This is a genomic window from Pseudomonas sp. 10S5 (assembly GCF_035019745.1).
In the GTDB taxonomy this organism is placed as follows: domain Bacteria; phylum Pseudomonadota; class Gammaproteobacteria; order Pseudomonadales; family Pseudomonadaceae; genus Aquipseudomonas.
Genome location: NZ_JASJVL010000009.1, coordinates 171125 through 182858, shown reverse-complemented (window position 1 = coordinate 182858; position 11734 = coordinate 171125). Strand labels below are relative to the sequence as shown.

The following is an 11734-nucleotide window of genomic DNA, read 5'->3' as shown; positions in this document are numbered from 1 at the left end:
GGTCTGATCGCTCTCTTGCACGAAGAATAAGTCGGATCGTCCGACATACCACAGAATAACGTTCAGAGAATTATTACTAATTCCATCCGAGCCTCTGCGCATCCAGAGCGCAAACTATACATTTAAACGTGGCTATATTAATCTTTTCGGTAACTACAAGAGAATCCCTACCTATCAATACGACTTTTCCTACATCGTAAACAACGCATTCCGGTTAAAGAGCCGATAAAAACGGACCATCCACCCGCTGAAAAATTGCTAAAAAGATCAATCAAGCATCTATAGAAAGTACACGCCGAATACTAAAAAATCAAAAACTCTGCCCGCTTGCTCGCGTCAATCTATTTATTGGCGAATAGTAATGATGCTGAATAGGGCTGCTGCAGGCTCGTCCGGCGATGAGTTAATGCTATTCGCTACATTCTAGCTAGCCTAAACTGAACAAAAAGGAAATGGACTACGACACATGAAGAAGACTTACTAGCTTCATGTAAGAAACTCAAGACAACCGCACTACAATTTACTTAATCCATCTTTTTTACTTGCAAATCCTATTACCACTCGTTACTTTTTATCGACAGCCTCTTCAACAACTTAATTTCAAGTGCTGATCAGAACCTCTGATACGTTATTGACTTGCCGCTTGCTGACAGAAAATCGCCTTCTGCTCGGGTTTAATTGAGCCAATAGACCTCGCCCAGTTAATTTGACCAGTCGAGAGATTCACTATTATCGCCTCTGAGCGGGTCGATGCTGCGTGCACTTTATCCAGTGAATTCGCTCATCCCTAAACTTAAACAGGTACATGTTCATGACTAATAAAAAAGACTCACGTTCCTCGATGCCGTCAAAATCCAAGCCTACACTTGATTTGGACACGGCGGTGGAACAGTACATTCATCAAGGAGGTATTATCCATGTAGTGCCACTGGGAGAAACTGCTGAATTTTCAGCAGAACCATTGGCGCAAAAAAACACACACATCGAGTCAGAAGAAGAGATATATAAAAAAGTCGAATTATTAAAAAACCTGGCAGCCAAGGGTGCAGGAGTTAGCTCATTGCAATACTCACTGCGGATGACTAGAAGAGACGTCCGTAGAATGGCAGGGGAACAAGGGATTAAAATCTCTCATAGTCGGCCTATTCGCGGCACCAGGAGTGAAGAACTCCAAGATCCAGAGGCGGTGGACGACAGGGTGGCCGGCCACGCGATGCATTACTCTAGCCTAGGGTACAACGCAATGGAGATTGCACAAAAACTGAATTTGAGCGTCCGCCAAGTCTGGAAAATCGGTCGAGACTATCGTTTTGAATTCAAGCAAATCAAAGAACAGGCAGCGCCCGACGAGCTATTGGACAAGTGATGAACGGTGTAATAAAGCGCACCTTTAACTCACTGTTTATCGCGTCTTTACATTTACGCTTACGGAGTCTAGCCCCTCACCTATTCGCTAATGAGCATTCAACATGATCAACGCTCAATCATAGGCATGAGCCCTGTCAAGGTTATAGCGTTGTTTACAGCACTGTCAGAGGCGTCAGCAGCCACTGCGCTGCCTTTTTTGGATGAACGCAATTAAAGGATCTACGCTTGGTTCCTGATTGCTTTCCGTCAGTGCTAACTTTTTATTTTTTTGACATTGAATCTTAACGATAGGGTTTTGTATAACCCCTCAGACTTTACTAATGAAAAAAATTTTTAAAATAGTCAACGATGATCTTATCCACTTGATGAACGCGCTGCATACTGACAACACGCGCAGGCTGGATAACGTAAGACCGGTGCAGTTAATTGGAGTAACAGCCACAGAAGCAAGTTCGCGAACAATGTAGATATGCTCGCCTTGGCGAGTCATTTTCCAAGACTCTCAAACATGATCATACCTTTGTGCTTATTTCAATAAGTACAAATGAAGTGCTATTTATTTGAGTCAATACTCGAAACGCCCTCCCCTCACGTGCTTAGAGACGCCTGAGGGGAGGTCGCGTAGGTGTTAAAACAACTTGCGACCTTTGTTGGCCGCGATACGCATACGTAGAGCGTTCAGCTTGATGAACCCAGCTGCGTCCGCCTGGTTATAGGCACCGCCGTCTTCTTCAAACGTTGCAATAGTTGCGTCGAACAACGACTCCTCGGACTTGCGGCCCGTCACGATAACGTTGCCTTTATAGAGCTTCAGACGAACTACACCATTCACATGCGCCTGAGACGCGTCGATCATCTGTTGCAACATCAGACGCTCAGGGCTCCACCAATAGCCGGTGTAGATCAGGCTGGCGTACTTGGGCATCAGTTCGTCCTTGAGGTGAGCCACTTCGCGATCCAAGGTGATTGATTCAATAGCACGGTGAGCGCGCAGCATAATCGTGCCACCTGGAGTCTCGTAGCAACCACGGGACTTCATGCCCACATAGCGATTTTCAACGATGTCCAAACGACCGATACCATTTTCGCCGCCAATGCGGTTCAGAGTCGCCAGAACGGTCGCAGGCGACATTTCCACGTCATCGAGCGCCACGATGTCGCCGTTGCGGTAAGTCAGCTCAAGGTATGTGGCGACGTTCGGCGCGTCCTCAGGAGACTTGGTCCAACGCCACATGTCATCTTCGTGCTCGGTCCAAGTGTCTTCCAACACGCCGCCTTCATAGGAGATGTGCAGCAAGTTAGCATCCATCGAGTAGGGCGACTTCTTCTTTCCATGGCGCTCAATCGGGATGTTGTGTTTCTCCGCGTAATCCATGAGTTTTTCCCGCGACAGCAGGTCCCACTCACGCCAAGGGGCGATGACTTTAACGCCTGGTTTAAGCGCATAAGCACCCAATTCGAAACGAACTTGATCGTTGCCTTTGCCCGTGGCGCCGTGGGAAATCGCATCCGCACCGGTTTCGTTAGCGATTTCAATCAGACGCTTGGCGATCAGCGGTCGCGCAATGGATGTCCCCAGCAGGTATTCGCCTTCGTAGACAGTGTTCGCGCGGAACATTGGAAACACGAAATCGCGCACAAACTCTTCGCGCAGGTCATCGATATAAATTTCTTTGACGCCCATGGCTTGTGCCTTGGCGCGTGCCGGCTCGACTTCTTCACCTTGACCCAAGTCAGCGGTGAATGTCACTACCTCGCAGTTATACGTGTCCTGAAGCCACTTTAGGATTACCGAAGTATCCAGGCCACCGGAATACGCGAGAACTACCTTGTTTACGTCCGCCATGCCATCACTCCACCGGGTTGTACGGAAAGCGAGGGATTCTACCGCTCAAGCCGATGGTTTTACAGGGGCGCGACAGCTTGTGACGACCAAGCGACAGTTAAAGTCGAGCAGGGCATTAATTGAAGCTGATTACGTCGCGGAGCCAGCAGATCCTGCTGCAACCACGGCCGGAGCTTTGTCATCCGGCGGCAGCCGCTCCAACTGAACATTAACTCGTCGATTGCGCGAACGATTGGCTGCGTTAGTGTTAGGTGCCAAGGGATAGCGTTCGCCATGAAATCGCATAGTGATCTGCTTTTCAGGAATGCCTTGGGCTTTAAAAAAGTCCATCACGGCCAGCGCCCTGCGCCGTGACATATCTCGATTGGTCAGTCGATTGCCACTGTTGTCAGAATGGCCGTCGAGCTCAATGTGATTTACCGTCGGATCGGCCTTGAGGAAGTCAGCAATGACTTGCAGCTTAGCTCGCGCCTGGACGTCAAGATCGGCATCACTGCGCGGAAAATTGACTTGCGCTTGCTTGACCTGCTCATAATTCTTCGAAAGCAACTTAGCGGTACAGGCTTGATAATCGCTGAACGCTTTAGCGAACCGGACGGGCAACAAGCGAATTTCCAGTACGTTTCCCTCCTGCCCCTGACGGCGGATTAACGGACTGCGACCTTCCAATAGCCCTGCAATCAGGCCTCCCGCTTGTCCCTGCGAGGAGTTAAATGGAATCGCGCTGTTGTTCATTCTGACCGCGCCGAGGTTGACGTCTCCGCGGCCGGGCTGCCACGGCGCTGCCGCAGCCAATAGGGTTGCCGAACCTGAACCCAGCGACGCGCTATTTGCTTTCAGGCGGAATGTGGCTTGCTCTCCCGCACGACGGACGAATTCGCCCGCACCGAAGTCAGTGATAGGTTGGGTCAGGCGGCACTCAAATTTATCGCCTTCGACTTTCCATTCGATACTTTCCAAGCGAGTCTGGAAAGTGATGGCCACCGCCGGCAAACTGGCAAACACGCTGAGGAAGGCTAAATATCGCTGGCGCACAGGAGGCTCCACTAGAAGAACTGCATACGTCTAGCTATCGGTTAGTTCCCCAATAACTTGATAGCGAGTGCCTGTATGAGTGTTTTCCGGTAGCATTCCCTGCGAGTTTGACCCGCCTGGAATCCCAATGTCTGATCGCCTGATCCTCCTGCGTCCCGACGACTGGCACATTCATCTCCGCGATGGAGCTGTTTTGCCTCACACCGTTGCTGACGTAGCGCGCACTTTTGGCCGCGCCATCATTATGCCCAACCTGGTACCCCCGGTTCGCACTGCTCAGGAAGCTGATGCCTATCGCCAGCGCATCCTTGCCGCGCGACCAGCGGGTAGCCGCTTTGAGCCATTGATGGTGCTTTATCTAACTGACCTGACTCAACCGCAGGAAATACACGCCGCCAAAGCCAGTGGTTTTGTTCACGCTGCAAAGCTGTATCCGGCCGGTGCAACCACTAATTCCGATTCAGGCGTCACCAGCATCGACAAAATTTTCCCAGCGCTGGAAGCCATGGCTGAGGTCGGTCTGCCTCTCTTGGTCCACGGCGAGGTGACGCGCGCTGAAATAGACGTTTTCGACCGAGAAAAAATCTTCATTGATGAACATTTGCGTCGTGTTGTGGAGCGCTTTCCTACATTGAAAGTCGTCTTCGAGCACATCACTACCCGTGAAGCCGTACAGTTCGTTGAAGCAGCTCCGGCCAATGTCGGTGCAACCATTACGGCCCATCACTTGCTTTACAACCGCAATCACATGTTGGTCGGTGGTATTCGCCCTCATCTCTATTGCTTGCCGGTTCTCAAGCGAAATAGCCACCAGGAAGCATTGCTCGACGCCGCTACCCACGGCAGCACGAAGTTTTTTCTGGGTACTGATTCTGCTCCACATGCCCAGCACGCTAAAGAAGCCGCTTGCGGCTGCGCCGGTTGCTACACCGCTTATGCCGCAATTGAGCTTTACGCCGAGGCATTTGAGATGCGCAATGCGCTAGACAAGCTGGAAGGTTTCGCCAGTGTTCACGGTCCGGCGTTTTACGGCTTGGCAAGCAACCGCGACACCATAACCCTGGTCCGTGATGAATGGACCGCACCCACCAGCCTGCCCTTTGGCGAGCTGTCCGTAATTCCGCTGCGCGCCGGTGAAAAGCTGCGCTGGCGCCTGCTGGAGGAAAACGCGTGAGCGAAGATCATTTCGACGACGAACAGGAAGGTCATGGCGGCGGCGGAAGCAATTCCAGGCATCCTATGGCGGCCCGCTTCCGCGGCTATCTGCCGGTCGTTATCGATGTAGAAACCGGTGGATTCAATTCGGCGACCGACGCTCTGCTTGAAATAGCCGCTGTTACCATCGGCATGGATGAGAAAGGATTTGTGTTCCCTGAACACACCTACTTCTTCCGGGTTGAGCCATTCAAAGGCGCAAATGTCGAAGCGGCAGCGCTGGAGTTCACCGGCATCAAGTTGGATCACCCCCTGCGCATGGCCGTTAGCGAAGAAGTCGCCTTGACCGACATTTTCCGGGGCGTGCGTAAAGCGTTAAAGGCGAACGGTTGCAAGCGCGCCATTTTGGTTGGTCACAACGCAAGCTTCGACCTTGGCTTTTTGAACGCGGCCGTCACGCGTATAGACATGAAACGCAACCCATTTCATCCGTTTTCCAGCTTCGACACGGCGACGCTTGCTGGCTTGGCATATGGCCAAACCGTATTAGCAAAAGCGTGCCAGGCCGCCGACATCGACTTTGACGGTCGGGAAGCGCACTCCGCGCGCTACGACACTGAAAAGACGGCTGACCTATTCTGCGGAATCGTCAATCGCTGGAAACAGATGGGTGGCTGGGAAGACTTTAACGACTGATACCGTTCCAGTACTTACTAACCGGCCTCTGTGGCCGGTTTTTTTGTAGTGGCCATTGACGATCCCCCCCTTTCGTCGGTGACTTAAAACAAACAGCTCCTCCAATTTAAAGTGCTTTGACAAGCATTCTCATTACGATTAGTATCTTGCGAATTGAGTCACCACCAACGACGGTTCTCACTTTATGTATGTATGCCTCTGCCAAGGTGTCACTGATGGACAAATCCGAGACGCGATACTGGACGGCTGTTGCAGCTACCGCGATGTTCGTCAAACTTTAGGTGTTGCCAGCAAATGTGGAAAATGCGCATCTTTTGCCAAGGAAGTTGTGCGTGACACGCTGACCGCATTGCAAACGAGCCAAGTAGTCATGGCCTATCCGGCGGAACATTCAGTCCCTTAGAAATTCCAGCATTTTTCAGAACCGGACCTTGTGTCCGGTTTTTTTATGTCTGTAATTCAATTGCTTGCAATCAAGATGCGGAACTCAAACATTCTTATTTGTATTTAAACAACTTATTATTCAACAACTTAGATTTGACACCATTTGCGGTGCAGCCCAAGCTTGCTGCTTATTCAGATCTAGCAATGGCAGGCACCCACATGAAAGGCGACATTACAGTCATCCAGCATCTCAATAAGATCCTCGGAAACGAGCTGGTCGCCATCAATCAGTACTTCCTGCATGCCCGCATGTACCAGGATTGGGGCCTGAAAAAACTTGGCGAGCACGAATATCACGAATCTATCGACGAAATGAAGCACGCAGATAAATTGATCAAACGCATTCTGTTCCTTGAAGGCCTCCCAAACCTGCAAGATTTAGGCAAAATATTGATTGGTGAAAACACCAAAGAAATGATCGAGTGCGATCTCAAAATCGAACAGAAAGCCCTGATTGATCTTAAAACCGCCATTGCACACTTTGAGGTCGTCGGCGATTTCGGCAGCCGAGATTTACTCGAAGACATTCTCGAGTCCGAGGAAGAGCACATCGACTGGCTGGAAACCCAACTGGGCCTGATCGATAAAGTCGGTATTGAAAACTACCTGCAATCGCAGATGGGCGAGTGATAAACCTTCGACTTAATGGGGTCAGTTCACTCTCGATACTGAGAGCAGGGCTTTTCCATTCTTGCTGACTAAGCTTGACGTATCGACTACACCCCTTCGGGCCAATCAAGCAAACCTTCCCGGAACCGGGGAAGGCTATTAACAACCGGTTATCAAGCGTCTGCTTTTTCAGCGGCCGCTTTGACCGTTGCATCCTTGATTTGCGTCTGCAGATCACCGCTGGCAAACAGCTCAGTAATGATGTCGCTGCCGCCGACCAATTCACCACCGACCCACAGCTGTGGAAAGGTTGGCCAGTTGGCATATTTAGGCAGGTTTGCGCGAATTTCCGGGTTTTGCAGGATATCGACGTAAGCGAACTTCTCGCCACACGCCATCAATGCCTGCGAAGCCTTTGCCGAAAAACCACACTGTGGCGCATTCGGAGAGCCTTTCATGTAAAGCAGAACGGTGTTGGCGTTGATCTGCTCTTTAATCGTTTCGATGATATCCATGGAACACCTCGGCTGAACTTTCCGACTCAGATGTCGGCATGGTCGCGCATTGTAGCGGAAACCCGAGCGCTACGCTCGGCCTCTCCCTGTCGACCATCGACTGATAAAGCTCACGCTGCAGCAACCTTAACCGGTACACCATTCAGCACAGCGTTGCCGGACAGCGTGTCCAATTGACGCTCGTCGGTCAAGTCATTGGCGCTTACGCCGGGCTGTTTACCGGCTATCGCCATCTGTACCCCAGGGCGAGCGTGCCCCCAACCGTGGGGCAAGCTGACTACGCCCGGCATCATTTCTGCACTGCCGAGAACTTGCACTTCAACCGCTCCGACCCGCGAGCTGACTCGAACCCACTGCCCATCGCTTAAGCCACGACTGCTCAAATCATCAGGATGCATGAGCAGTTGATGCCGCGGCTTACCTTTCACTAAGCGATGGTAATTGTGCATCCAGGAATTGTTACTGCGCACGTGCCGACGCCCAATCAGCAGTAACTCTGAGGCCTGTGGTGCCTCGGCCGCAGCAAACCTCGCCAGATCGGCAAGAATTACGTCTGGCGCCGCCTGAATACGCTGGTTGGCGGTGTTCAAACGCAACGTCAAATTCGGTTTAAGCGGCCCTAAATCCAACCCGTGGGGGTGACCGCGCAATGTTTCCAAGGAAAGTTTGTGTTCGGAGGCGTCGCCGTACAATCCGCTACGCAAGCCTCTGTCAATCATCTGTGACGGCGATATTGTAGGCTTCAGCTCACGCGCGGCTTTAGCGGCGAACGCCTTGGCCAAACCGACAAAAATCTCCCAGTCATGAAGCGCGCCGTCCGGCTTTGCCAAGATGGCGCGGTTGAAACGGGTGACATTACGCACGGCGAACATATTAAAGGTCGTGTCGTAATGGTCATTTTCCAATGCCGATGTGGACGGCAGTATCAAATCGGCGTAACGCGTGGTTTCGTTGATGTACAAGTCAATGCTAAGCATAAACTCCAAACCATCGAGTGCCTGTTCCAGTTTTCCCCCATTAGGTGTCGACAGCACAGGGTTGCCGGCCACGGTGATCAGTGCGCGGACCTGCCCTTCCCCTTCGCTCAACATTTCTTCGGCCAACGCGGACACCGGTAACTCACCGGCATACTCAGGCAACCCCGACACGCGGCTTTGCCAGCGATTGAAATGACCGCCGGATGTGGACGCAACGAGGTCCACCGCCGGCTCTGTACACAGGGCGCCGCCCACCCGGTCGAGATTGCCCGTCACCAGGTTGATCAGTTGCACCAACCAATGACACAGCGTGCCAAACGTTTGTGTGGAAATCCCCATTCGCCCATAACATACCGCTTTGTCTGCGGCAGCGAAGTCCCGCGCTAATTGGCGAATCTTCTCGGCGGGTACACCGCAGCGCGGGCTCATTGCCTCAGCATTTAAAAGGCTGACAGACTGACGCACGACGTCCAGCCCATCTACCGGTAAGTGGCTGGTGCGGGTCAGGTTTTCTTCAAACAAGGTGTTGAGCATGCCAAACAACAATGCCGCATCGCCTCCAGGACGCACAAACAAGTGTTGATCGGCAATCGCTGCTGTTTCGCTGCGACGAGGGTCGACCACTACCACCTTACCGCCCCGCGCCTGAATTGCTTTCAACCGCTTCTCGACGTCCGGGACGGTCATGATGCTGCCGTTTGAGGCCAATGGATTACCGCCAAGGATCAGCATGAAATTCGTGTGATCAATGTCGGGAATCGGCAGCAAAAGGCCGTGACCGTACATCAAGTGACTGCTCAGGTGATGCGGCAACTGGTCAATGGATGTGGCAGAGAATCGGTTTCGAGTCTTCAACAACCCGAGAAAATAATTGCTGTGGGTCATCAGTCCATAGTTGTGCACGCTGGGGTTGCCCTGATACACCGCCACCGCGTTTTGACCATGACGCTGCTGTATGGAAAACAGACGCTCGGCCACCATTTCGAATGCTGCCTGCCACTCAATGGGCTGCCATTGCGTGCCTACACGAAGCATGGGCTGCCGGAGGCGGTCAGGGTCATTTTGTATGTCTTGCAGGGCCACCGCTTTGGGGCAAATGTGACCACGACTAAAACTGTCCAAGGGGTCACCCTTGATTGACGTAATCCGGGCACCAACGCCTTCATCGGTGGTGGTTTCGATCGTCAAGCCACAAATGGCTTCACACAGATGGCAGGCACGGTGGTGGAGAGTCTTGGTCATCGCCAGCCTCATTTTGTTTTGAACGACCTCGACGATCGCGGAAACAAAACTATGGCGTTTGAAGGAGGACTACGCCAGAGACGTTTGTCGTGTGAATCGGGCGGCATCAGGCGGGCCAATGCTGCCCCTTGGCATTCAGCCAAGCGTCACGACAGTCTTGAACGTATTTTGCAGCTCATGAACGGTTTCGATCTGCTCCTGAGCAATATGGACACCGGTGATTTCGCCGATCAAACGCCAATGCTCATCAAGCTCGGCGCTGATCGTCGCCATGCGATCAATCATGTGTTTGCCGGCTGTTCGGGTGACTTCGTCCTTGCTGCGCAACAACTCAAACGACATCGAAGTCATAGATGCGGTGAGATGGGTCAAAGTGCGGGCTGTGTGCCCAAGTAATTCCGTTAGTTGCTGTTCTTTAGAATCCATTCCCATAGCCCCCTGTGAGCAAGCAACCTTTATAACCCAGCACGGCTGTTTAGGAAACGGTACCTACCGGGGCAACGCTCTAGACTTAGCGGAGTTACGGAATGTCACTATTACAAGATATGCATGAATTGCCAAAGCGCCAACCGGCAGTGTACAAATGCGCGCAACATATTGAAGTTAGCTCGCTATTGGCAATACGCGACATTTGCTTATACCATCGCGCCTTCCCTATTCGTCGCCCCGTGCGGCTTTCGCCGCAGGTCTCGCCCGTTTTCCCGATAAAACCCGGCTTTGAGTATCTGCGGTCTGTTGCAAAAAGGTAGTTAATGATGAGCGCAAGGCACTTTCTCTCGATGATGGATTACACGCAGCAAGAGCTGGTCAGTGTTATTCGTCGCGGCATAGAGCTGAAGGACCTGCGAAATCGCGGCGTACTTTTCGAGCCGTTAAAAAATCGGGTTCTCGGAATGATCTTCGAGAAATCTTCGACTCGGACGCGCGTTTCGTTTGAAGCGGGCATGATCCAACTAGGTGGGCAGGCAATCTTTTTGTCCCCGCGAGACACCCAATTGGGTCGCGGTGAGCCTATCGGCGATGGTGCTCGGGTCATGTCTCGCATGGTAGATGCCGTCATGATTCGCACCTTTGCCCACAGTAACCTGACCGAATTCGCCGCACATTCCATCGTCCCGGTCATCAACGGACTTTCCGATGACCTGCACCCCTGCCAATTGCTGGCGGACATGCAAACCTTCCTGGAGCATCGAGGTTCAATCCAAGGCAAGATCGTTGCGTGGATCGGCGACGGCAATAACATGTGCAATAGCTATATAGAGGCCGCGATCAAGTTTGACTTCCAATTACGTATCGCCTGCCCCGCAGGTTATGAACCTGGCGTTGAGTTTCTGGCGTTGGCCGGGGATCGGGTCAGCGTTATGCGTGATCCTCGGCAAGCCGTGGCAGGTGCGCATCTGGTAAGCACCGACGTTTGGACCTCCATGGGTCAAGAAGAAGAGACTGCCAACCGCCTGGCCCTATTCGCGCCCTATCAAGTCACACGTGGATTACTGGATCTCGCCGCCAAAGACGTGTTGTTTATGCATTGCTTGCCTGCGCATCGAGGGGAAGAGATCAGCCTTGACCTACTCGATGACCCGCGAGCCGTGCCGTGGGACCAGGCTGAAAACCGCCTGCACGCGCAAAAAGCGCTGCTTGAGTTCTTGGTCAAGCCAGCCTATCGCAACGAATGAGTCAGCTCGCACTGTTGAACCTGAATAACATGGCCTGTGGCTATCAGGATCAGTCCGTGGTGAAGGCGCTCAACCTGCACCTAAACGCTGGTGATATCGGATGACTGCTTGGCGCTTACGGTTGCGGAAAGACCACGGCACTGTGACTATTGTCCGGGACAAGAAGTAGGG

11 protein-coding genes and 1 pseudogene are annotated in these 11734 nt (G+C 52.2%); 7 read left to right on the top strand and 5 right to left on the bottom strand.

All coding sequences use genetic code 11. The features are described from left to right. Positions 1-811: 811 nt before the first annotated feature. Positions 812-1366: a hypothetical protein gene (locus QN378_RS12250; protein WP_323550523.1), complete on the top strand. Its 555-nt coding sequence runs from the start codon at positions 812-814 to the stop codon at positions 1364-1366. A gap of 630 nt (positions 1367-1996) precedes the next feature. On the opposite strand, the gene QN378_RS12245 is transcribed toward QN378_RS12250, so the two are convergent. After that, positions 1997-3214: an argininosuccinate synthase gene (locus QN378_RS12245; RefSeq protein ID WP_322205157.1), complete on the bottom strand. Its 1218-nt coding sequence runs from the start codon at positions 3212-3214 to the stop codon at positions 1997-1999. A 129-nt stretch (positions 3215-3343) separates the two neighbouring features. Beyond that, entirely contained in the window at positions 3344-4249 is a 906-nt protein-coding gene (locus QN378_RS12240; RefSeq protein WP_322205158.1) for a flagellar protein MotY, read from the bottom strand. A 127-nt stretch (positions 4250-4376) separates the two neighbouring features. Between QN378_RS12240 and pyrC the strand changes: the two genes are divergently transcribed. The 4 genes from pyrC (at position 4377) to bfr (ending at position 7174) form a co-directional block, all read left to right on the top strand. After that, on the top strand, positions 4377-5423 hold the full coding sequence (gene pyrC, locus QN378_RS12235; RefSeq protein ID WP_322205159.1) for a dihydroorotase: 1047 nt from the start codon (positions 4377-4379) through the stop codon (positions 5421-5423). Continuing rightward, positions 5420-6100: a ribonuclease T gene (rnt, locus tag QN378_RS12230; RefSeq protein ID WP_322205160.1), complete on the top strand. Its 681-nt coding sequence runs from the start codon at positions 5420-5422 to the stop codon at positions 6098-6100. The genes pyrC and rnt overlap by 4 nt, the downstream gene beginning before the upstream one ends. 184 nt (positions 6101-6284) lie before the next feature. Continuing rightward, positions 6285-6503 (top strand): bacterioferritin-associated ferredoxin, encoded by a 219-nt coding sequence (locus tag QN378_RS12225; RefSeq protein WP_322205161.1) that lies wholly within the window; start codon positions 6285-6287, stop codon positions 6501-6503. A gap of 200 nt (positions 6504-6703) precedes the next feature. Then, a complete protein-coding gene (gene bfr / locus QN378_RS12220; protein WP_322205162.1) occupies positions 6704-7174 on the top strand; it encodes a bacterioferritin in 471 nt (156 codons plus the stop codon). A 152-nt stretch (positions 7175-7326) separates the two neighbouring features. Here bfr and grxD read toward each other — a convergent pair whose 3' ends face one another. From grxD to QN378_RS12205, 3 genes are all read right to left on the bottom strand, one after another. Continuing rightward, positions 7327-7668 carry a Grx4 family monothiol glutaredoxin gene (grxD, locus tag QN378_RS12215; protein WP_322165812.1) on the bottom strand — a complete coding sequence of 114 codons (342 nt, stop codon included), beginning with the start codon at positions 7666-7668 and terminating at the stop codon, positions 7327-7329. Positions 7669-7778: 110 nt separating this feature from the next. Beyond that, positions 7779-9887 (bottom strand): molybdopterin oxidoreductase family protein, encoded by a 2109-nt coding sequence (locus QN378_RS12210; protein WP_323550522.1) that lies wholly within the window; start codon positions 9885-9887, stop codon positions 7779-7781. A gap of 135 nt (positions 9888-10022) precedes the next feature. Further along, on the bottom strand, positions 10023-10313 hold the full coding sequence (locus tag QN378_RS12205; protein WP_322205164.1) for a hypothetical protein: 291 nt from the start codon (positions 10311-10313) through the stop codon (positions 10023-10025). A 329-nt stretch (positions 10314-10642) separates the two neighbouring features. On the opposite strand from QN378_RS12205, the gene argF reads away from it, so the two are divergent. Together argF and QN378_RS12195 are read left to right on the top strand one after the other, a co-directional pair. Continuing rightward, positions 10643-11563 carry an ornithine carbamoyltransferase gene (argF, locus tag QN378_RS12200; RefSeq protein WP_322205165.1) on the top strand — a complete coding sequence of 307 codons (921 nt, stop codon included), beginning with the start codon at positions 10643-10645 and terminating at the stop codon, positions 11561-11563. Beyond that, positions 11560-11664: pseudogene (locus QN378_RS12195) on the top strand (iron ABC transporter ATP-binding protein); the annotation flags it as partial. The gene argF and the pseudogene QN378_RS12195, both read left to right, overlap by 4 nt. Positions 11665-11734: the final 70 nt, after the last annotated feature.

Bases quoted from the DNA above. Each gene is read 5' to 3' on its own strand.
- QN378_RS12210 (WP_323550522.1), bottom strand. From the start codon at position 9,887: ATGACCAAGACTCTCCACCACCGTGCCTGCCATCTGTGTGAAGCCATT.
- QN378_RS12225 (WP_322205161.1), top strand. From the start codon at position 6,285: ATGTATGTATGCCTCTGCCAAGGTGTCACTGATGGACAAATCCGAGAC.
- QN378_RS12250 (WP_323550523.1), top strand. From the start codon at position 812: ATGACTAATAAAAAAGACTCACGTTCCTCGATGCCGTCAAAATCCAAG.
- QN378_RS12245 (WP_322205157.1), bottom strand. From the start codon at position 3,214: ATGGCGGACGTAAACAAGGTAGTTCTCGCGTATTCCGGTGGCCTGGAT.
- bfr (WP_322205162.1), top strand. From the start codon at position 6,704: ATGAAAGGCGACATTACAGTCATCCAGCATCTCAATAAGATCCTCGGA.
- QN378_RS12205 (WP_322205164.1), bottom strand. From the start codon at position 10,313: ATGGATTCTAAAGAACAGCAACTAACGGAATTACTTGGGCACACAGCC.
- grxD (WP_322165812.1), bottom strand. From the start codon at position 7,668: ATGGATATCATCGAAACGATTAAAGAGCAGATCAACGCCAACACCGTT.
- argF (WP_322205165.1), top strand. From the start codon at position 10,643: ATGAGCGCAAGGCACTTTCTCTCGATGATGGATTACACGCAGCAAGAG.
- pyrC (WP_322205159.1), top strand. From the start codon at position 4,377: ATGTCTGATCGCCTGATCCTCCTGCGTCCCGACGACTGGCACATTCAT.